Here is an 18,978-nt window from a genome sequence, read left to right as displayed (position 1 = left end):
GGCAGGGCGGTGGCTGCGGCTCCGCGGGCCTGCCCCGGTACCCTTCAGACATGAGTGCTGTCCCTCGTTCCGAAAAGCCGGTGGGCCGGTTCCGGCGCATGCTCGACCGGCTCTCCTCGTCGCAGGAGGACCTGGAGTCCGAGGAACTACGGGAGGACTCCGAAACGGCCGGGTGCACCCGGATCGGCGACTGCCAGGACCGCCAGATCGTCACGGTTACTGGTACCTTGCGCACGGTCACTCTGCGGCCACGCGCCGGAGTCCCGGCCCTGGAGGCCGAACTGTTCGACGGCACCGCCGCGCTGGACGTGGTGTGGCTGGGCAGGCGTTCCATCGTGGGCATAGAGCCGGGACGCAGGCTCATCGCATCGGGGCGGGTCTCCATGAGCCGGGGCCGCCGGGTGCTGTTCAACCCCAAGTACGAACTGAGACCCGTGGGTAGGGAGTAGCCGGTGACGTCGCTCGACAAGCCGACCGAAGACACGACCGCGGACGACACGACCGCGGCCGACGCCCGGGCGGTGACCGAGGCCGCGCTCTTCGAGGCGTTCGGCGGGGTGCGGGGCATGGTCGAGACGGTCGTGCCCGGTCTGCTCTTCGTCACGATCTTCACGATCAACAAGGATCTGCACATGTCCGCGATCGCCGCGCTCGCGGTGTCGCTGATCCTGGTCGTGGTCCGCCTGGCGATGAAGGACACGGTCAAGCACGCCTTCAGCGGCGTCTTCGGAGTCGCCTTCGGTGTCGTCTTCGCGATGATGACCGGCAACGCCAAGGATTTCTATCTGCCGGGCATGCTCTACACGCTGGGTCTGGCCCTCGCCTACATCGTCACGACGCTGTGCGGGGTGCCGCTGATCGGCCTGATCCTGGGTCCGGTCTTCAAGGAGAACCTCTCCTGGCGGACCCGCAACCCCGGCCGCAAGAAGGCGTACGCCAAGGCCAGCTGGGCGTGGGGACTGATCCTGCTCGCCAAGTGCGCGATCCTGTTCCCGCTGTACTGGTGGGCCAACACCGCGCAGCTGGGCTGGGTGCTGATCGCGCTGAAGATCCCGCCGTTCCTGCTCGCCGTCTGGCTGACGTGGGTCTTCCTCGCGAAGGCGCCCGCGCCGATCGACGTGTTCGCGGAGATGGAGGCGGAGGAGAAGGCCGCTGCCGCGGAGGCGGCGGCGTCGGAGGGGTCGCCCGAGGCGGCGTCCGAGGCCGGTGGGCGGCACCGTCGGGACCGGTAGGTTCCGGCGTTCCGGTGACCGGCCCCGGGGGCTGCGCCCCCAGACCCCCGCTTCGGCCCTGAACGGGCCTCGTCCTCAAGTGCCGCACGGGCTGGTAGCAGCCCTACGGCCTTGTTATCGAGGCGCCGCGGCCAGTGACAGGAAAGGGCGCCCCCGATGTCGGGGGCGCCCTTCGCCGTCGTGACCCTCGGACCGAAGGTCAGCTGCCGGTGTCCTCCTTGCGGACCGACAGCAGGTCCTCCAGCTGCTCCTCCCTCGCCTGGGCGGCCACGAAGAGCAGCTCGTCGCCCGGCTCCAGGGAGTCCTCGCGGGTCGGGGTCAGGACCCGGGTGCCGCGGATGATGGTGACCAGCGAGGTGTCCTCGGGCCACTCCACGTCGCCGACCTGGGTGCCGGCCAGCGCCGACTCCTCGGGGAGGGTCAGCTCGACGAGGTTGGCGTCGCCGTGGCTGAAGCGCAGCAGCCGGACCAGGTCGCCGACGCTCACCGCCTCCTCGACCAGGGCCGACATCAGACGCGGGGTGGAGACGGCCACGTCCACACCCCACGACTCGTTGAACAGCCACTCGTTCTTCGGGTTGTTCACCCGGGCGACGACGCGCGGGACGCCGTACTCCGTCTTGGCCAGCAGCGACACGACGAGGTTGACCTTGTCGTCGCCGGTCGCGGCGATCACGACGTTGCAACGCTGGAGGGCGGCCTCGTCGAGGGAGGTGATCTCACAGGCGTCGGCCAGCAGCCACTCCGCCTGCGGGACGCGCTCGACCGAGATGGCGGTCGGCGCCTTGTCCACGAGCAGGACCTCGTGGCCGTTCTCCAGCAGCTCGCCCGCGATCGAACGGCCGACGGCGCCGGCTCCGGCAATGGCGACCCTCATCAGTGACCGTCCTCCTTGGGGCCCTCGGCGAACGAGGCCTCGACCTTCTCGACCTCGTCGCTCCGCAGCATCACGTGCACCAGGTCGCCCTCCTGGAGCACCGTCTGGGAGGTGGGCAGGATCGCCTCGCCGAGGCGGGTGAGGAACGCGACGCGGACGCCCGTCTCCTCCTGCAGCTTGCTGATCTTGTGGCCGACCCAGGACGGGGCGGCGTGCACCTCGGCGAGCTCGATGCCCCCGGTGGGGTCGCGCCACAGCGGCTCGGCGCCCGAGGGGAGCAGCCGGCGCAGCATCTGGTCGGCCGTCCAGCGGACGGTGGCGACGGTGGGGATGCCCAGGCGCTGGTAGACCTCGGCGCGCCGGGGGTCGTAGATGCGGGCGGCGACGTTCTCGATGCCGAACATCTCACGCGCCACCCGGGCGGCGATGATGTTGGAGTTGTCGCCGCTGGACACGGCCGCGAAGGCGCCGGCCTCCTCGATGCCCGCCTCGCGCAGGGTGTCCTGGTCGAAGCCGACTCCGGTGACCCGCCGGCCACCGAAACCGGAGCCCAGCCGTCGGAAGGCGGTGGGGTCCTGGTCGATCACGGCGACCGTGTGCCCCTGTTGCTCCAGGGTCTGCGCGAGGGCGGAACCCACCCTGCCGCAGCCCATGATGACGATGTGCACGACCGTCCTTCCGAGGTCAAGAAGTCAAGAAGTCAATAAAAATTCTGGCCTGGCTTTGAACAGGGTCTCAGACCGTCGACCAAGCTACACACGTGCGGTCGGCGCAGGGCACCCCCTGTGCACCCTTTCCGTGATCAGCGGCGGCTGATGCTCCAGAAACTGAGGAAGGTAAGGATTCCGAGGCCGACGAGGGTGCCGACGGCGCCGATGATCTCCGCGGTCGTGTGCATGGACCCTCCAAGGGGGCGGCAGCGGGCGGGGATTGTCATATAGACATGGGGACCGGCGCGGTCACGGAATCCGCAGCGCGGGCCCGGCCGATTTCACCCGGGAGGCAGACGCGGCACGCCATCACCCGGCTGAGGCCGGGGGAGGGTGGGCGGTCCCGTGTTCGAAGGCCTACGATCCTCTGTTGTGTCCAAACTGACCGACGTGCCCAAACGGATTCTGATCGGGCGCGCACTGCGCAGTGATCGGCTCGGAGAAACGCTCCTGCCGAAGCGCATCGCCCTGCCCGTCTTCGCTTCCGACCCGCTGTCCTCCGTGGCCTACGCGCCTGGGGAGGTTCTGCTGGTCCTGTCCATCGCGGGCGTGTCGGCCTACCACTTCAGCCCCTGGATCGCGCTCGCGGTGGTCGTGCTGATGTTCACGGTGGTCGCCTCCTACCGGCAGAACGTCCACGCCTACCCCAGTGGCGGTGGCGACTACGAGGTGGCCACCACCAACCTCGGCCCCAAGGCCGGCCTGACCGTCGCGAGCGCGCTGCTCGTCGACTACGTCCTGACCGTCGCCGTCTCCATCGCCTCCGGCATCGAGAACCTCGGCTCCGCGATCCCGTTCGTCGTCGAGCACAAGGTGGCCTGCGCGGTCGCCGTGATCGTGCTGCTGACGCTGATGAACCTGCGCGGCGTCAAGGAGTCCGGCAAGCTCTTCGCCATCCCCACCTACGTCTTCGTCGCGGGCGTCTTCATCATGATCGCCTGGGGCGCCTTCCGCGGGCTGGTGCTCGACGACACCATGCGGGCGCCGACCGCCGAGTACACGATCAAGGCCGAACACCAGGGCCTCGCCGGTTTCGCGCTGGTCTTCCTGCTGCTGCGCGCCTTCTCGTCCGGCTGTGCCGCGCTCACCGGCGTGGAGGCGATCTCCAACGGCGTCCCCGCCTTCCGCAAGCCCAAGTCGAAGAACGCGGCGAGCACCCTCGCGGCGATGGGCCTGCTGGCCGTCACCATGTTCTGCGGCATCATCGTGCTGGCCCTGTTCACCAAGGTCCGGATGGCCGAGAACCCGGCCGCCGACCTGTTGCACAACGGCGTCGCGGTCGGCGCCGGATACGTCCAGAACCCGGTGATCACCCAGGTCGCCGAGGCCGTCTTCGGCAAGGACAGTTTCCTCTTCATCGTGCTCGCCGCGGCCACCGCCCTGGTGCTGTTCCTGGCGGCGAACACCGCCTACAACGGCTTCCCGGTGCTCGGCTCGATCCTCGCCCAGGACCGCTATCTGCCCCGGCAGCTGCACACGCGCGGCGACCGCCTCGCCTTCTCCAACGGCATCGTGCTGCTCGCCGGCGCGGCCACGCTGCTCGTCGTCATCTACGGCGCCGACTCCACCCGCCTGATCCAGCTGTACATCGTCGGCGTGTTCGTGTCCTTCACGCTCAGTCAGATCGGCATGGTCCGGCACTGGAACCGACTCCTGGCGACCGAGACCGACCAGCTCAAGCGCCGCCACATGGTCCGCTCCCGCGCGATCAACACCTTCGGCGCCTTCTTCACCGGCCTGGTCCTGGTCGTCGTCCTGGTCACCAAGTTCACCCACGGCGCCTGGGTCGCCCTGCTCGGCATGGTGATCTTCTACGGCACGATGACCGCGATCCGCCGCCACTACGACGGTGTGGCCGCGGAGATCGCCGCTCCCGAGGGCCCCAGCGACGACACCGTCCGGCCCTCGCGCGTCCACTCGGTGCTGCTGATCTCCAAGATCCACCGGCCGACGCTGCGCGCCCTCGCCTACGCCAAGCTGATGCGTTCCGACACCCTGGAGGCGCTCACCGTCAACGTCGACCCGGCCGAGACGAAGACGCTGCGCGCCGAGTGGGAGCGGCGCGGGATCGACGTACCGCTGAAGGTCCTCGACTCGCCCTACCGCGAGGTCACACGGCCGGTCATCGAGTACGTCAAGAGCCTGCGCCAGGAGTCGCCGCGCGACGCGGTGTCGGTGATCATCCCGGAGTACGTGGTCGGCCACTGGTACGAGCACCTGCTGCACAACCAGAGCGCCCTGCGGCTCAAGGGACGCCTGCTGTTCACGCCGGGCGTCATGGTCACGTCCGTCCCCTATCAGCTGCAGTCCTCCGAGGTGGCGAGGAAGCGGGCCCGCAAGCGTCAGGAGTGGAACGCCCCGGGTGCGGTGCGACGCGGTCCCGCGCAGGAGGGACGCCCGAAGCAGCCGTCGGGCACCGGTCCGGGCAGCGCGTCGGGCACTTCGAAGCCGGACGCGAAGGACTGACCCTCGCTCCGGGGCGGGCACTCGACCTCCGCCCCGGCGCATGGTGAACGGCCGGACGACAGCCACGTAGACTGGTGGGCTGTTGTCCGGCCGTTCCTCGTTCGACGTTGTGGAGTCACCCCGCCATGCAGGCAGAACCGAAGAAGTCGCAGGCGGTGTCGCTCGTCGGGCAGGAGTACGAGGTCGAGATCGGCCCCGTCGCCCACGGCGGCCACTGCATCGCCCGGACGGAGGCCGGCCAGGTGCTGTTCGTCCGGCACACACTGCCCGGCGAGCGGGTCGTGGCCCGGGTGACCGAGGGCGAAGAGGGCGCACGCTATCTGCGCGCGGACGCGGTGCGGGTGCTGGAGGCGTCCAAGGACCGGGTCGAGGCACCCTGCCCGTACGCCGGACCCGGCCGCTGCGGCGGCTGCGACTGGCAGCACGCCAAGCCGGGCGCCCAGCGCCGGCTCAAGGGTGAGGTGATCGCCGAGCAGCTGCTGCGGCTCGCGGGCCTCACACCCGAGCAGGCCGGCTGGGACGGCACCGTGATGCCGGCCGAGGGCGACAAGCTGCCGCCCGGCGAGGTGCCCGCATGGCGCACCCGCGTCCAGTACGCGGTCGACCCCGACGGCAACGCCGGTCTGCGGCGCCACCGCTCGCACGAGGTCGAGCCCATCGAGCACTGCATGATCGCGGCGCCGGGCGTCAGCGAGCTGGGCATCGAGGACCGTGACTGGTCCGGGATGGCGTCCGTCGACGCCATCGCCGCGACGGGCTCCCAGGACCGCATGGTCATCCTCGAACCCCGCCCGGGCGCCCGTCTCCCGCTCGTCGAACTCGACAAGCCCGTCTCCGTCATGCGCGTCGAGGAGCACGACGGCGGCATCCACCGCGTCCACGGCCGGGCGTTCGTGCGGGAGCGCGCCGACGGACGCACGTACCGCGTCGGCAGCGGCGGCTTCTGGCAGGTCCACCCGCAGGCCGCCGACACCCTCGTCAAGGCGGTCATGCAGGGCCTCCTGCCGCGCAAGGGCGACATGGCGCTCGACCTGTACTGCGGCGTCGGCCTCTTCGCGGGCGCTCTCGCCGACCGCCTCGGCGACAAGGGCGCGGTCCTCGGCATCGAGTCCGGCAAGCGCGCCGTGGAGGACGCCCGGCACAACCTCGCCGGGTTCGAGCGGGTGCGGATCGAGCAGGGCAAGGTCGAGGCGGTGCTGCCGCGCACCGGGATCACCGAGGTCGACCTGATCGTCCTCGACCCGCCGCGCGCGGGCGCGGGCAAGAAGACGGTCGAGCACCTCGCCTCGCTCGGGGCACGCAAGATCGCGTACGTGGCCTGCGACCCGGCGGCCCTCGCCCGCGACCTGGCGTACTTCCGGGACGGCGGCTACAAGGTGCGGATGCTGAGGGCGTTCGATCTGTTTCCGATGACGCACCACGTGGAGTGCGTGGCGATCCTCGAGCCTGCCGCAAAGGGCGTCTGACCTGCGGATTTGTGTAAGCGGGGGTGATGTCGACGGCGGCTGCACCCCGTTCTCGGCCATGTACCGCCCGCCGAGTACGAACGACTGGTGGCGACAACAGGAAGCCACCCGACAGTCCTGCTGAAAACAAGATCACCGGACTCTACGGAACCCGGGACAGCTCAGACCGTAGCGTCCTGGTGAGGCCGTCGGTACAGCCGTGGCCGAGCAGAACGGCGGATGGACCCACTTCGCAGCCGGGACCGAGGACCTCGGCCTGACTCGTCGAGCATGCCGTGCGCCGGCCGGATCTTGATGGTCGGCGAACGGCGCCGCCGTCCGGTCGAGGCGGTGCGGTCGAAGCATCGCGCGTGATCGGCCGAAGTTGACACCCGACGAGGCAGCTACCACGCTGGTGAGGGGCGGCGAAAGGACCGCGGTCGTGAGTGGTGGGCGCAGTGGGTACCCCGAGCTGCTGACGGCTGCGGAGACGGCGGCGCCGGCGGAGGCCGTCGACGTGTTCGCGGAGGAGTTGCGGCGGCGTTTCGGCGCCGTGGAGGTGTCGTTCCTCATCGTCGATCTGACCGGGAAGGCAGTGGCGCGGCTCTCCACAGCCGAGGCGGTGGAGGGCGCGCGGGATGCGGAGCGGATCCCTCTCTTCGGCAGCGTCTACGAGGTCGTTATCCGGACCCAGCGGCTGTGCCAAGTGGCGATGGACCAGGGGCAGCGGGTGATCGTGCCGGTCACCAACCGCGGAGACGCCATCGGGTTGCTGGAACTGCTCCTGCCGGCGACCCCCGGCCCGGACGTCCTGGAAGCGGTCGAGGAAGCCGCTCACGTGCTGGCGTACGTCGTGATCGCCAACGGGCGCTTCACCGATCTGTACACCTGGGGCAAACGCTCCCGGCCCTCGACCCTGGCGGCGGAGATCCAGTACCAGCTGCTGCCCCAGTCGCTGTCGTGCGAGGCTGCCCAGTTCACTCTGTGCGGGAGTCTGGAGCCCTCCGCAGCCCTCAGCGGCGACACCTTCGACTACGCCCTGGACCGTGACACTCTGCACATATCGGTGACCGATCCCATGGGCCACGACATCGACGCGGCCCTGGCCGCCACGGTCCTGGTGGGCGCCCTGCGCGGTGCCCGCCGGGCAGGAGCCGGCCTCGCCGAGCAGGCCCACCTGGCCGACCAGGCCCTGGCCGGCCACAACCGCGGCCACGCCACCGGCCAGCTGCTGCGCATCAACCTCCATACGGGGCGGGCCCAGCTCGTCAACGCCGGCCACCCATGGCCCCTGCGTATGCGCGACGGGATCACGGAGACGATGACCTGCGAGGTTGACCACCCCTTCGGGCTGTCCGTGGACGTGCCCCACCCCTACCGGGTCCAGGACCTCGATCTGCGCCCCGGTGACCGTCTGCTCATGCTGACCGACGGCATGCTCGAACATCACGGAGAGAAGGTCGATCTGCCTGCCCTGTTGAAGAGGGGCCGGGATCTGCACCCGCGGGAGGCCGCGCTGATGTTGACCTCCGCCGTCCTGGACGCGGCCGGCGGCCGGCTCGAAGACGATGCCACCGTGATGTGCCTGGACTGGCACGGTCCCCAGCACACCCATCGACACGTCAGCTCCGGCGCGGACGCCCGTCAAGCCTCCGCCGCCCGTATCAAGCAGCCGTGACCGCGGGCCTTCTCCCGGAGCATCCTGGCCGCGGACCCGAGTGACGGTGAGGGCGGTCCCGCCCGCTCTTCTCCTGGAGGGCTGCGATGAACGGTGTGTCCGGCGCCGTCGGCGTTCGGATGATCTCTTCCCGCCGCCTTCACGGCGGTGGCCCGTCGAGGTCAGCCGGCGGGGGAGGAGGCCGGCAGGTCCTGGTCGGCGGCCCAGGAAGCCAGGATGCGCAGCCGTTCGTGGGTGGGGGATCCGGGCCCGGCGGTCCAGACGGTGAGGTTCTGGTCGGGGTCGGTGTTGGCGGTGAGGGTGTCCCAGTCCAGGACGAGTTCGCCGACGACCGGATGGTCGAGGGTCTTCGTGCCCACGGTGCGGGCGGCGACGTGGTGATCGCCCCACCAGCGGGCGAACTGCTTGTCCCGAAGGGACAGTTCACCCACCAACTCGATCAGGCGGGGGTCCTCGGGATACTTCGCGGCCTCCATGCGGAGCTGGGCGACGGCGATGTGCGCGGAGCTCTCCCAGTCGGCGTACAGGGTGCGCATGGCGGGGTCCGTGAAGATGATCCGCGGGTAGTTGCGGTGCTTCTCCTCGATGCGGGAGAAGTCGGTGACCAGGGCGGCGGCCAGCGCGTTCCAGGCCAGAATGTCCCCGCGCCGGCCCTGCACGACGGCCGGAGTGGCGGTGAGGTCGTCCAGGACCCGCTGCAACTGCGGCTGGACCTTCTGCCGCCCGCGGCGCCGGGTGCGGGTGGTGGTCTTGCCCGCCAGCTGGAAGAGGTAGCCCCGCTCGTCGTCGTCCAGGTGGAGCACCCGCGCGAGGACGTCCAGCACGGGCGCCGATGCCTGCATGCGGCCTTGTTCCAGGCGGGTGTAGTAGTCGGTGCTGATACTGGCGAGCTGGGCGACCTCCTCGCGGCGCAGCCCCTCCACCCGGCGGGGTCTGTCGGTCTCGGGCAGGCCGACCGTGCGCGGGCTCAGCTCGGAACGGCGCTTCTTGAGGAATTCTCCCAGCTCATTGAGGGGGACGTTGGCGGTCATGCTTCCCAGCATGGCACCGATCGCACCTGCGCAAGGGGGGAGAGTTTCCTCCCCGGATGTTTCCCTCCCGGGATACTTCTCTCCGCTTTTCGCGCCTGTTCTCGCGTGTGACTCTCGATCGTGAGCAGTCGTTCCTGACCGCGGCTGCGGTCCGCAGACCCCCCGCACCGAAGGAAGCACCCCATGCGCGGAGCAGTCATTCACGCCCCCGGCGACGTGCGTTTCGAGAGCCTCGACGACCCGAAGATCATTGAGCCGACCGACGCGGTGATCCGTACGGTCGCCACCTGTGTGTGCGGCTCGGACCTGTGGCCCTACCGCGGCGCGGAACCCATCGGCGACCCGCACCCGATGGGACACGAGTACGTCGGCATCGTCGAGGAGGTCGGCGGCGACGTCACCAACGTCAAGCCGGGCCAGTTCGTGGTCGGTTCCTTCGCCACGTCGGACAACACCTGCGTGAACTGCCTGGGCGGCTGGCAGTCGTCCTGCCTGAACCGTGAGTTCATGAGCACCTGCCAGGCCGACTACGTGCGCATTCCCAACGCGCACGGCACCCTCGTCGCCACCGACGAGCACCCCGACGCCGAGACGGTGCCGAGCCTGCTCGCCGTGTCCGACGTGATGGGCACCGGCTGGTACGCCGCCCTCGCCGCAGAGGTGAAGCCCGGCTCCACCGCGGTCGTGGTCGGTGACGGTGCGGTCGGCCTGTGCGGAGTGATCGCCGCGAGGGAACTCGGCGCGGAGCGGATCATCGCCATGAGCCGTCATGAGTCCCGTCAGAAGCTCGCCCTGGAGTTCGGCGCCACCGACATCGTCAGCGAGCGCGGCGATGACGGCGTCGCCCGGATCAAGGACCTCACCGGCGGCATCGGCGCGGACTCCGTGCTGGAGTGCGTGGGCACCGCCGAGTCCATGAGCCAGGCCCTGCACTCCGCGCGGCCGGGCGGCAACGTCGGCTTCGTCGGCGTCCCCCACGAGGTGGCCGTCGACGGCCAGGAGCTGTTCTTCTCCCAGGTCGGCCTGCGCGGCGGCCCCGCCCCCGTACGCCGCTACCTGCCCGACCTCATCGACCGCGTCCTGACCGGCCGCATCAACCCGGGCAAGGTCTTCGACCTCACCCTGCCCCTGGACCAGGTCGCCGAGGGCTACAAGGCGATGGACGAACGCCGCGCCGTCAAGGCCCTCCTGAAGCCCTGAGCGCGGACGCGTCCGCACCCGGGGCCGCACCGAGGAGTTGCGGTCGCAGACCCGGCAACCACCCGCGCTCACACAAGGACCGACCATGACGACCTTCGTCCCCACCGGCGCCGGCCCCGGTCTCGGGCTGGCCACCGCCCGCCGCTTCGGCGTCGCCGGCCACACCGTCGCCCTCATCGCACGCAGCCCCGAGACGCTGGCACAGCGGCTGTACGACATGCACGCCGAGCGGGACGGCTTCCGCCACCACGCCGAGCCCCTGCCCGACCAGCCACAGGTGACGTCGTGAACCCGGCACCCCTTCGCACTGTCGCCCGCGTGGTCCCGGCCGCCACCCTGCTGCTGATCGTGACCGCCTGCACCGACGACTCCCCGTCCTCCACCGCTTCAGAGCCTGCATCGGCTCAGGCATCGTCAGCCCCGGTCGCCCCCACCTCATCCGGCAGGACAACCGCCATGAACATCCGGCTCACGCTCAACGGCCACTCCGTCGCCGCCACCCTGAACGACAGCGCCACCGCCCGCGACTTCGCCGCCCAGCTCCCGCTCACCCTGTCGCTGCGCGACCTCGACGCGGCTGAGAAGATCGCCGACCTGCCCCGGAAGCTGTCCACCTCCGGCGCCCCGGAAGGGGCCGATCCCGAGGTCGGTGACCTGGCGTACTACGCCCCCTGGAACCAGCTCGCCACGTACTACCGTGACGCTCCCTACGCGGAAGGCCTGGTCATCATCGGACACATGGCCGACGGCGGCACCGAGCAGCTCGCCACCGCCGACGAGATCACCGTCGAAGCCACGTCCTGACCCGCCCCACCGCTCGCCCTCAGAGCGGCGGCCGCACAGGAAGGGGGGAGGAGATCCTCCCCTTTTCGTCCGGTTCGCTTCATGGAACCGTCGAAGAAGTGGCCGAGCCGTCCGCTGTCCGCCGCGACGGCTTCAGGGGCCCCCGATCCGCCGATTTCCACGCAAGGAGAGACCACACGTATGCCTTCCGCGTCCGGGACCACCCCCGGCAAGCTTCCCTTCGTCGTCTGGGTGCTCGCCGCCGGCACGTTCCTGATGGGGACCACCGAGTTCGTCGTCGCCGGCCTGCTGCCGGAGCTGGCCGGTGACCTCGGAGTCAGCGTCTCCCACGCCGGCCTGCTGATCACCGCCTTCGCCATCGGCATGATCATCGGCGCGCCGACCATGGGCATGGCCACCCTGCGCCTGCCTCAGCGCCGGACACTGATCCTCGCCCTGTCCGTGTTCTGCCTCGGACATCTCGTCGCCGCCCTCAGCACGTCCTTCACGGTCGTCCTTCTCGCCCGCGTCGTGACCGCTCTGGCGACCGGTGCGTTCTGGTCCGTCGGCTTCGTCGTCGCCACCAGGGCCGCGGGACCGCGTGACGCCACCCGCGCCACGGGCGTCATGATCGGCGGCCTGACCCTGGCCAACGTCGTCGGCGTGCCGATCGGCTCCTTCGCCGGCCGGTTCACCGGCTGGCGCGGCCCCTTCTGGGCCCTGGCCGTCCTCTCCGGGCTCGCCGCCGTGTTCATCGGCCGCTTCATCCCGGCCCGGGAGCAGCGCGCCGAGGTGTCGCTGCGGGCCGAGGTCCGGGCTCTGCGTCAGGGCCGGCTGTGGCTGGCGCTCGGCGCCGCAACGCTGATCATGGGCGGTGTCCTGGCGACGTACACCTATGTCACGCCGCTGCTGACCGACCGCGCCGGCATCCCCGCAGGTGCCGTACCACTCGTCCTGATCGCCTTCGGTGTCGGCGCCCTGGGCGGTACCACCACGGGCGGCCGCCTGGGCGACCGGCGTCCGATGGTCACCACGATCACGGCCGCCGCCGCCACCGCCCTGGTCCTGTTCCTGCTGATCCCGCTGTCCGGCAACCCGGTGACGGCCACCGTCCTCGTCTTCCTCATGGGTCTGACCGGCTTCACGGTCAACCCGGTCGTGACGGCCCTCGCCATGCGCTTCGCGGGCGACGCTCCCACCCTCACCTCGGCGCTGACCACCTCCGCCTTCAACACCGGCATCGCCGCCGGTTCGTTGATCGCCGGTACGGCCCTGGACTCCTCCCTCGGCCTGACCGGACCGCCGCTGGCCGGCACCGTCATCGCCGCTCTCACGCTGCTGCCCCTGATCGCCCTCGCCGTCCACGGCACTTCCCACAAGGGCCGGATCGTGGCCCGGAGCGGCGCTCCCACGCACATGCGACACGACGAACCGGCGCAGGCGCCGTCGCAGCACTGACCCAGGCCCGGATCCGCGTCCTGTGGCTGTGCAGCCTCGGCGCGGGTTTCGTCGTCGGGGTCGCCCTCCCCGTGGACGGCGGCTACGTCGCCCGCTGAAGACAGCCCACACACGAAGGAGAGCTGAGAGACACCATGGAATTCATCAAGCAGCAGCCCAGCAGCAAGGCCCCGGCGGACTGGTTCACCGGTGACGTGTGGTGGGACGTCATCGTGGCCGGTCAGGAGCCGTCCAGGATGCGCGCCAACCTGGTCCGCTTCTCGCCGGGCGCCCGCACCAACTGGCACTCCCACGCCGTGGGCCAGACCCTGCACGTCGTTTCCGGCGTCGCCCTGATCGGCACCCGGAACGGCACCGTCTTCGAGGCTCACCCCGGCGAGACCGTGGCGTGCCCGCCGAACGAGGAACACTGGCACGGCGCCGCCCTCGACCGGTTCATGGAGCACATCGCCCTGTGGGAGGGCACAGGTGACGGCGCCCCCGAGACCACGTGGGCCGAGCCGGTCACCGAGCAGCACTACAACGGCCGCCGCACCCGCTACCAGTAGCCCCCGGTCCCTCCCGCGCACGCATCCGGGGCTCACTCAGGACCTCACGGCGTCCCGCGGACGGGCCGCCTGCCTCGCCCTGCGCGCACGTGCGCCGATGACGTGGGTCCAGGGAGAACTGCATGCTGAACATCGCGGACACTCTGCACCGCTGGTGCCGCGAGGCACGTCCCTTCGCCCTGGCAACGGTCGTCGGCGTGCACGGCAGTGCCCCTCTGCCGGTCGGTACGTCGGTCGCGGTGGACGAGGACGGCGACGCCGTCGGCAGCATCTCCGGCGGCTGCGTCGAGGGAGCGGTCTACGGGATGTGCCGGCAGGTGCTCCACGACCTGGGCGCTCCGCGGCGGGCCTGGTTCGGCTACTCCGACGACGACGCCTTCGCCGTCGGCCTGACCTGCGGCGGCGAACTCGACGTCTTCGTCCAGCGCATCGATCCCACAGCCCAGCCGCACCTGCCCACGGCCCTCGCCGACATCGATCGAGGGCGACCGGTCGCCGTGGCACAGGTCGTGGACGGCCCGGAGCGCCTCCTCGGCTCCTCGCCGAGCGTGCTCGGCGGCGGCCATGTCGCCTACGGGCGCGTGGACGGCGGCCCGGCGGACCGGGCGGTGGCCGACCGGGCCAGGGCCCTGCTGCGGGCGGGCCGGACCGTCCGCCTCGACATCGGCGGGCAGGCAGACGAATGCCCCGAACGGCTGTCCGTCCTTGTCCATGCGTCCCCGCCGCGCCTGCTGGTCTTCGGCGCCGTCGACTTCGCCGCGGCCCTCAGCCAGGCCGGCCGCTTCCTGGGCTACCGGGTCACCGTCTGCGACGCCCGCCCCGTCTCCGCCACTCCCGCCCGCTTTCCGCACGCGGACGAAGTGGTGGTCGACTGGCCCCACCGCTACCTGGCACGCACCGACGTGGACGAGCGCACCGCCCTCTGCGTCCTCACACACGACGCCAAGTTCGACATCCCGCTGCTCGCCTGGCACTCGACCTGCCCGTCGCCTACCGAGGGGGGCGTCAGTGCGGCTGCCCCACACCCCCGTTGAGGGGGCTACGGGACGAGTTCCCAGTCCTGGGAGCCGTCGCCGGTCGCGGTCTGCAGGGTGAGCTGGCCTCCGGCGGTCGCTCCGGTCAGGTAGAGGCTCGTGTTCTTGACCGACTGCAGTGTGTAGAGGCCGTCGCTGGTCTTGACGAGGTTCCAGCTGCCCGTCTTGCTGTTGTCGACCCACTGGCCGATCTTCTGGCCGGCCGTCGCGCTGCCGGTCCAGATGGCCGCCGCGCGGCCGCCCGACTTGTTGAGCAGGGTCACGCCACCGTTGGGTTCGGTCACCACGTGCCAGTACTGGGTGTCCGGGTTCGCCGCGGAGCCGGGAGCCTCCAGGCGGACGTCGGGCACGTCCGCGTTGCCGATGTTCGCGTCGTTGGTCTTGTTGCCGGTGCCGATCACCTGGTCGGTCTTGCGGTTCACGAGCTGGTAGTAGGCGCCGTCGGACCGGCCGAGGTCGACCTCGGCGAACTTGAGTGTCGAGGTGCCCTGGTTGTTGAGGATCACGATGCGGCCGGTGCCGTCGACGTACTGCAGGTTGCGGCTGTAGGCGGACGGCGAGGTCGTCTGGTATTCCTTCCACGTGCCGTCGCTGCGTCCGCTCTCGTTGACCCAGACGTTGCCGCTGCCGGCGGCGTTGTAGACCAGGCGTCCGCCGGGAAGTCTGACGAGGACCGGACTGCCGCCCGTCGCCAGGGCGTGGGAACCGCCGTCGAGCGGCAGGGAGGTGACGCCCGTGCCCGTGGCAGAGCCCGGGTAGAACTTCAACGGGTCGTCGGCGAGCACGTACTTGGTGTTGACTCCGCCGCCCCAGTACTCGAAGGTCAGGAGCCACTTGCCGTTCGTGGTGCGGACGACGTTCGCCATGCCCGGCCGCCCGCCGCCGATCTCCGTCTTGCCGCCGCCCATGTCCTGGGTCAACCCGGCGATGTCGACGACGGGGGCGCTCCACGCCGTGCTACGACCGTCCCAGGTCTTGTGGGCGAGGATCTGCCCCTGCGAGTCCGTCGCGGTACCGTTCGCGGGGTCCAGGGTCGGGAGACCGGTGGTCGCGTTGAAACCGGTGTAGTCGTTCTCGTCGGAGTAATAGCAGACGAGTTGACCCTTGTAGACCATCAGGTACGGCTCCCAGACGGGGTCCACCTGCCTGTTCGTGTTCGCGGCCGCGATGTTCTGGCCGGTCGCACCCGCGCTGCCGCCCTGCCAGCCACCGGTCGCGACGACGTTGAGGATCTTCCACGTCGCGCCGTCGTCGGTGCTGGAGTACAGGGCGATCGCCAGGTCCTTGCGGTCGCCGTCGTTGGACGGCGTCCAGTTCGGGTCGGCGGCCTTGTGCTCCTTGTAGTAGGAGTCGTCGCCGGACACGACACTGCTGAGGAGCAGGGTGCCCTGCTTGAGGTTCCCGACGTCCTGCGGAAGGACGTAGAGATACGGGTTGGTCCAGTTGCTCGTGTACTTCGCGTACTGCGGGTCGCCGGAGATGTACGCGGGTGCCTTGACCTCGGACAGCGGCTGCCACGACGTGCCCTTGTCGTCGCTCTTGTAGACCGGCAGCGTCTGCTTGTCGGCGCTTCCCGTCTCCGCCACGACGGTGGACTTCTCGAACGCCGCGACCAGACGACCGCTCGGCAGCTGCGCCGACTTCGGGTAGATCGCGCAGTTGCCCCGTCCCTTCAGGCACGGTTCACCGCCGAGCTGGTAGAGGGTCCCGCCCGTCGGGTCGTACGCCTGCGCGCTCGTCATGGGCATCGCCAGCATCGCTGATGCGGCGGTGAAGGTTCCCAGTGCTTGCCCAAGCCTTCTTCTCTTCACGGCTCCTCCTTCGGGGGTGAACACGGTGATGCCTGCGGGGGATGGGTCAGGGGCGGTCGTCTGCGGGGGCAGGGTGCTGTGGCGGCGCGCACGCCGATGCGGTCGCCGGCGTACGGGGTCACGCGGAGCGGGCCACGTGGTGCGGAGACCTGGGCGCGGCAGGAGACACGGGGGTGGAGCGAGCCGGGGAAGGCGACGGAACCGTGTGCGCGGAACGGCTCAGGTCCGGTCCCGGTGCGGGGACTGCTCAGCGGCGGGTGCCGGGGCCTCCGTTCGGGAGCGGCGGACTCGACGTACCGACCGCCGGAACGACGTCCGAGCCGACGACACCGACCTCGGCCGGTCCGCGCCTCGTCCGGCACCCGGACGCCGCCGACCGGTCGCCCCCGACGGCGAAAAGCGCGTGGCTGCCTTGTCTCGTCAGTGCCGCTCGCCGTCCTGCGAGGCGGTCGGGGGCGCCGAACCACCTTTGGTGAGCGGTGAGGTGGTGTCCCGTCACCTCTGCCAGGGCCGACGGATGGTCGGGGGCGGTCGTGTGGCCCGTCGGGTCGACGGCGACTCCGGCGCCGACGGGTCTCGTCGGGTCGCCTTCCGTCGTGTCGACCGCACGGCGGAGCGCGCGGCCCGTGTTCCACACGGCCCGCTCGCCACCGGCGAGAACCGAAACGGGTTTGTGCGGGGCCGTGCCGAGCGTCGTCAGGCGGGAGTCGTCCATGCCGCGGGGCGCGCGGGCGCTCGTATCCCGCCCCGTCTTTCGCGTCATGGTGTTCTCCCGGTGGACCGCGTGATCGAGTTCAGGACAAGAGATCGCTTCTATGACTGCGCTGTCATGTCTACGCAGTCATACGGTCGCCGTCAAGAGTCCGGGATATATGCGGGGACAACGCCCGTGAGGAGAGAGGGTGTGTTCGGGATATCGATCAACGTTCGTGACATCGGGCGGGTGCGCAAGGGCCGGCCGGGCCCGGGTTCGGTGACATGAACCCGGGCCCGGCCGGCCCACACGCGCGCGAGAGGTCGGTCTCGCGTACCCCTGCCGCCGCTCTTCTCCTACTTCTTCCTGCTCTTGTGGCCGGTGACGTCGGCGACCCAGGCGACGAAGTCGGGCAGGTCGATGTTGGCGCCGTGGCCCTGGTCCCAGTAGTAGAGGTGGTCGACCTGGTCGCCGAGGCCCTTGGCGGCGGCCGCGAGGTTGGCGGAGATGACGTGCGAGGTGTCGGTGTCGTTGGTGCCGAGGCGGATCCACCAGTGCTTGGTGCGCTTCGGGTTGGCCTTCTCCACCAGGTGGTACATGGGGTTCATCAGCCGCAGCTTCTCGGGGATGTCGCTGTCGAGGCGGGTGCCGGTGACGCCGGTGGTGTCGTTCTTGAGGCTGTAGGTGGTGAAGTGGCGGGCCTTGGTGGTGCCCACGCCGAACTCGTTGTTCTCGCCGGCGGACAGGTCGAAGGCGTCGAAGGCCGGGGTGGTCTTCTTGCGGGTGCCGACGTGGGTGAGGTAGTCGGCCCAGGTGAAGGTGGCTTTGCCGCCGGACCAGGTGATGAAGGTGTTGGCGGCGAGGTAGGTCTCGCGCTCGGTGTCCGACAGGCCGGCGAGGTAGGTGGTGGCCGACGGCTGGAGGTACTGCTCGACCAGGTACTCGTCGTAGTTGCGGGCGGTGAGCGTGCCGAAGCCGTCCAGGCCGCGCAGCTTGAGCTTCGCCTGGTATTCGGCGAACTGTGACCGGAGGTTCTTGGACACCGTCTGGTCGACGACCTTGCCGGTGGACTGGGTGACGTTGGTGCCCCAGTTCCACTCGTAGGCGCCGTCGGCGTGCTCCAGGTCGGTGATCGGGCACCAGGCGCCGGTCGCGAAGATCGCGTCGGAGGCGTCGGCGGCGCCGATCTCGGTGAGGAGCTTGTCGTAGAGCGGGCTGTCGCCGGAAGCGCCGAGCAGCGAGGACAGGGCGCCGCCCGCGCTGACGCCGACCGAGACGATCCGGTCGGTGTTGCCGGGGATGCGGCCCTTGTTGGACCGCAGGTAGCGCACGGCCGCCTTGAGGTCGACGATCGCGGCGGGGGCGGTGCCGTAGTACTCGCCGGCGGAGTTCGTGGTGGTGCGGCCGCGGGCGCCGGGTTCGACGACGACGTAACCGGCCAGGAGTGCCATCTGCGGCATGGCCTTCGCGCCGCCACCGCCGCCGGCGGGAGCGGAGGCGGAGGCCGAGGGGGCGGGGGAGGCGGACGCCGACGCCGAGGAGGAGGGGCCGCCGCCGCCCGTCGGAGGCGTTCCGCTCATCGCGGCGCCGCCGATACCGGTGGCCTCCGCGACGGAGGACTCGACGTATCCGGCGATGACGTTGGACAGGACGATGGGCGCGTCGGAGGCGTCCACGGCGGTGCCGTCGATCTCGACGGGCACGCTGACGATCAGGCTCTGGTACTTCTCCTCGACCGGCTTGGAGACGTACGTGATGGCCTTCCAGAAGTGGTAGGTCACGTCATGGTCGGTACCGTCGGTGTCCGTGATGGTCGTCGTGATCTCGGTGTAGCCCTCCGGATCGAAGACCAGCTCGCCCGACGAGGACGAGGAGGCGCTCTCGCTCGCCGCCTGCGCGCTGAGGGCCATGCCGCCGACCGCCGCGACTCCGGCGGTAGCACCGATCCCCACGACGACGGACCTGCGCTTGATTGCCTTGTGCTTCACCGTGACGACCTCTCCGGTTGTGT

At 70.2% G+C, this 18,978-nt stretch carries 16 protein-coding genes and 2 pseudogenes; 12 read left to right on the top strand and 6 right to left on the bottom strand.

Going from position 1 to position 18,978, the window contains the following annotated elements; translation table 11 throughout:
- The first annotated feature begins 50 nt into the window (after nucleotides 1-50).
- Both OG440_RS08920 and OG440_RS08915 read left to right on the top strand, forming a co-directional pair.
- A complete protein-coding gene (locus OG440_RS08920) occupies nucleotides 51-449 on the top strand; it encodes an OB-fold nucleic acid binding domain-containing protein (RefSeq protein ID WP_406006301.1) in 399 nt (132 codons plus the stop codon).
- Nucleotides 450-452: 3 nt separating this feature from the next.
- On the top strand, nucleotides 453-1,232 hold the full coding sequence (locus tag OG440_RS08915) for a DUF3159 domain-containing protein (protein WP_406006300.1): 780 nt from the start codon (nucleotides 453-455) through the stop codon (nucleotides 1,230-1,232).
- A 199-nt stretch (nucleotides 1,233-1,431) separates the two neighbouring features.
- On the opposite strand, the gene OG440_RS08910 is transcribed toward OG440_RS08915, so the two are convergent.
- Nucleotides 1,432-2,109 (bottom strand): TrkA family potassium uptake protein, encoded by a 678-nt coding sequence (locus OG440_RS08910; RefSeq protein WP_020125145.1) that lies wholly within the window; start codon nucleotides 2,107-2,109, stop codon nucleotides 1,432-1,434.
- Complete coding sequence (locus tag OG440_RS08905) at nucleotides 2,109-2,777, bottom strand: potassium channel family protein (protein WP_405766125.1); 669 nt, start codon at nucleotides 2,775-2,777, stop codon at nucleotides 2,109-2,111. Before OG440_RS08905 ends, OG440_RS08910 begins: the two co-directional genes overlap by 1 nt.
- A 414-nt stretch (nucleotides 2,778-3,191) precedes the next feature.
- Here OG440_RS08905 and OG440_RS08900 point away from each other — a divergent pair, with 414 nt between their 5' ends.
- The 3 genes from OG440_RS08900 (at nucleotide 3,192) to OG440_RS08890 (ending at nucleotide 8,408) form a co-directional block, all read left to right on the top strand.
- Nucleotides 3,192-5,285 (top strand): APC family permease, encoded by a 2,094-nt coding sequence (locus OG440_RS08900; protein ID WP_406006299.1) that lies wholly within the window; start codon nucleotides 3,192-3,194, stop codon nucleotides 5,283-5,285.
- 125 nt (nucleotides 5,286-5,410) lie between these two features.
- Nucleotides 5,411-6,751, top strand: coding sequence for a class I SAM-dependent RNA methyltransferase (locus OG440_RS08895; protein ID WP_406006298.1), 1,341 nt, complete (start codon nucleotides 5,411-5,413; stop codon nucleotides 6,749-6,751).
- A 451-nt stretch (nucleotides 6,752-7,202) separates the two neighbouring features.
- Nucleotides 7,203-8,408 (top strand): PP2C family protein-serine/threonine phosphatase, encoded by a 1,206-nt coding sequence (locus OG440_RS08890; RefSeq protein ID WP_406011300.1) that lies wholly within the window; start codon nucleotides 7,203-7,205, stop codon nucleotides 8,406-8,408.
- A 161-nt stretch (nucleotides 8,409-8,569) separates the two neighbouring features.
- Here OG440_RS08890 and OG440_RS08885 read toward each other — a convergent pair whose 3' ends face one another.
- Nucleotides 8,570-9,451, bottom strand: coding sequence for a helix-turn-helix domain-containing protein (locus OG440_RS08885; protein WP_406006297.1), 882 nt, complete (start codon nucleotides 9,449-9,451; stop codon nucleotides 8,570-8,572).
- A 171-nt stretch (nucleotides 9,452-9,622) separates the two neighbouring features.
- On the opposite strand from OG440_RS08885, the gene OG440_RS08880 reads away from it, so the two are divergent.
- The 7 genes and pseudogenes from OG440_RS08880 to OG440_RS08850 all read left to right on the top strand — a co-directional run.
- The gene (locus OG440_RS08880; protein WP_406006296.1) at nucleotides 9,623-10,639 is read left to right on the top strand and encodes a zinc-dependent alcohol dehydrogenase family protein; all 1,017 of its coding nucleotides are present in this window, start codon (nucleotides 9,623-9,625) and stop codon (nucleotides 10,637-10,639) included.
- An 85-nt stretch (nucleotides 10,640-10,724) separates the two neighbouring features.
- Nucleotides 10,725-10,928, top strand: coding sequence for a hypothetical protein (locus tag OG440_RS08875; protein ID WP_406006295.1), 204 nt, complete (start codon nucleotides 10,725-10,727; stop codon nucleotides 10,926-10,928).
- Nucleotides 10,929-11,095: 167 nt separating this feature from the next.
- Nucleotides 11,096-11,443: a cyclophilin-like fold protein gene (locus OG440_RS08870; RefSeq protein WP_406006294.1), complete on the top strand. Its 348-nt coding sequence runs from the start codon at nucleotides 11,096-11,098 to the stop codon at nucleotides 11,441-11,443.
- A gap of 180 nt (nucleotides 11,444-11,623) precedes the next feature.
- A complete protein-coding gene (locus tag OG440_RS08865) occupies nucleotides 11,624-12,880 on the top strand; it encodes an MFS transporter (protein ID WP_406006293.1) in 1,257 nt (418 codons plus the stop codon).
- Between the two features lie 17 nt (nucleotides 12,881-12,897).
- A pseudogene (locus tag OG440_RS08860) lies at nucleotides 12,898-12,978 on the top strand (oxidoreductase); the annotation flags it as partial.
- Between the two features lie 36 nt (nucleotides 12,979-13,014).
- Entirely contained in the window at nucleotides 13,015-13,428 is a 414-nt protein-coding gene (locus OG440_RS08855; protein WP_406006292.1) for a cupin domain-containing protein, read from the top strand.
- A 122-nt stretch (nucleotides 13,429-13,550) separates the two neighbouring features.
- Nucleotides 13,551-14,428, top strand: a pseudogene (locus tag OG440_RS08850) (XdhC family protein); the annotation flags it as partial.
- 39 nt (nucleotides 14,429-14,467) lie between these two features.
- Here the strand turns inward: OG440_RS08850 and OG440_RS08845 are convergent.
- The 3 genes from OG440_RS08845 to OG440_RS08835 all read right to left on the bottom strand — a co-directional run bounded on the left by OG440_RS08845 (nucleotide 14,468) and on the right by OG440_RS08835 (nucleotide 18,955).
- The gene (locus OG440_RS08845) at nucleotides 14,468-16,204 is read right to left on the bottom strand and encodes an RICIN domain-containing protein (RefSeq protein WP_406006291.1); all 1,737 of its coding nucleotides are present in this window, start codon (nucleotides 16,202-16,204) and stop codon (nucleotides 14,468-14,470) included.
- A 316-nt stretch (nucleotides 16,205-16,520) separates the two neighbouring features.
- The gene (locus OG440_RS08840; RefSeq protein ID WP_406006290.1) at nucleotides 16,521-17,036 is read right to left on the bottom strand and encodes a hypothetical protein; all 516 of its coding nucleotides are present in this window, start codon (nucleotides 17,034-17,036) and stop codon (nucleotides 16,521-16,523) included.
- A 287-nt stretch (nucleotides 17,037-17,323) separates the two neighbouring features.
- Nucleotides 17,324-18,955, bottom strand: coding sequence for a subtype B tannase (locus OG440_RS08835; protein ID WP_406006289.1), 1,632 nt, complete (start codon nucleotides 18,953-18,955; stop codon nucleotides 17,324-17,326).
- Between the last annotated feature and the right edge of the window lie 23 nt (nucleotides 18,956-18,978).

Source organism: Streptomyces sp. NBC_00637, from assembly GCF_045161545.1.
Lineage (GTDB): Bacteria > Actinomycetota > Actinomycetes > Streptomycetales > Streptomycetaceae > Streptomyces.
Note: the sequence above shows the minus strand (reverse complement) of the source record. Positions and strands in the feature narration are given on the sequence as shown.

Excerpts from the sequence above, each read along its gene's own strand:
- OG440_RS08920 (WP_406006301.1), top strand. The coding sequence starts at position 51 with ATGAGTGCTGTCCCTCGTTCCGAAAAGCCGGTGGGCCGGTTCCGGCGC.
- OG440_RS08910 (WP_020125145.1), bottom strand. The coding sequence starts at position 2,109 with ATGAGGGTCGCCATTGCCGGAGCCGGCGCCGTCGGCCGTTCGATCGCG.
- OG440_RS08895 (WP_406006298.1), top strand. The coding sequence starts at position 5,411 with ATGCAGGCAGAACCGAAGAAGTCGCAGGCGGTGTCGCTCGTCGGGCAG.
- OG440_RS08885 (WP_406006297.1), bottom strand. The coding sequence starts at position 9,451 with ATGCTGGGAAGCATGACCGCCAACGTCCCCCTCAATGAGCTGGGAGAA.
- OG440_RS08880 (WP_406006296.1), top strand. The coding sequence starts at position 9,623 with ATGCGCGGAGCAGTCATTCACGCCCCCGGCGACGTGCGTTTCGAGAGC.
- OG440_RS08875 (WP_406006295.1), top strand. The coding sequence starts at position 10,725 with ATGACGACCTTCGTCCCCACCGGCGCCGGCCCCGGTCTCGGGCTGGCC.
- OG440_RS08870 (WP_406006294.1), top strand. The coding sequence starts at position 11,096 with ATGAACATCCGGCTCACGCTCAACGGCCACTCCGTCGCCGCCACCCTG.
- OG440_RS08865 (WP_406006293.1), top strand. The coding sequence starts at position 11,624 with ATGCCTTCCGCGTCCGGGACCACCCCCGGCAAGCTTCCCTTCGTCGTC.
- OG440_RS08855 (WP_406006292.1), top strand. The coding sequence starts at position 13,015 with ATGGAATTCATCAAGCAGCAGCCCAGCAGCAAGGCCCCGGCGGACTGG.
- OG440_RS08845 (WP_406006291.1), bottom strand. The coding sequence starts at position 16,204 with ATGACGAGCGCGCAGGCGTACGACCCGACGGGCGGGACCCTCTACCAG.
- OG440_RS08840 (WP_406006290.1), bottom strand. The coding sequence starts at position 17,036 with ATGACGCGAAAGACGGGGCGGGATACGAGCGCCCGCGCGCCCCGCGGC.